This window comes from Streptomyces turgidiscabies Car8 (assembly GCF_000331005.1).
Taxonomy (GTDB): Bacteria; Actinomycetota; Actinomycetes; order Streptomycetales; family Streptomycetaceae; genus Streptomyces; species Streptomyces turgidiscabies.
The window spans coordinates 1-599 of sequence record NZ_AEJB01000587.1 but is presented as its reverse complement, the minus strand read 5'-3'; the positions used below and the strand labels follow the sequence as shown (position 1 = coordinate 599).

1 protein-coding gene is annotated in these 599 nt (G+C 71.0%); it reads left to right on the top strand.

From position 1 onward, the window contains the following. Nucleotides 1–278: 278 nt before the first annotated feature. The coding region (locus tag STRTUCAR8_RS41325) for a hypothetical protein (protein WP_044473779.1) at nt 279–599 on the top strand (321 nt) is incomplete at its 3' end.

The following is a 599-nucleotide window of genomic DNA, read 5'->3' as shown; positions in this document are numbered from 1 at the left end:
TCCGCCCCCACCCCGTACCCGCCGGCCGCGAGCCCCGCTGAGACGCGCGGCCGGGCGTACGCCGGGCGGGCACCCGTGCGCGACGGGGACGCGCCGACGGCGGTCGCATAGCTTCCTGCTGTCTGCCGCGGCGCAGCCCGGGGAGATCCGGCACATGCGGCTGCAGTCGGCCGCCATGAGCGGTAGATTTAATTCACTTTCCTTGCCTGCTGGCGGTATTTAGATGAGGATCCTTGCCTCTGGAGGCTTCTGGAGAGCGTGAGAGGACGTTTTTCTGCATGAAAGTTGCCCCTGAGGGGTCTCCGGCGGGGACGCTGGAATTCGGGACGAGCGGTTCCCGGAGCCGGCAGGCGAAGGCCGGCCGGGCCCTGCGGCTGGCGCCCGGCATCTACGCCGTGGGCGCCACCCTGCCCCCCGAGGCTGTCGCCCGCCAGCACTACCTGGCGGTCATCGCCCACGTGTGGCCCGGCGCCGTGATTTCCGACCGCTCCGCCTTCGCCGGCGGGCCCGAAGACGGCTGGCTGTTCATCCGCCATCCAGATCCTCAGCGGCGTGCGGATCTGGCGTTGCCGGGCCTGACGATCACCGTCCAGGACGGC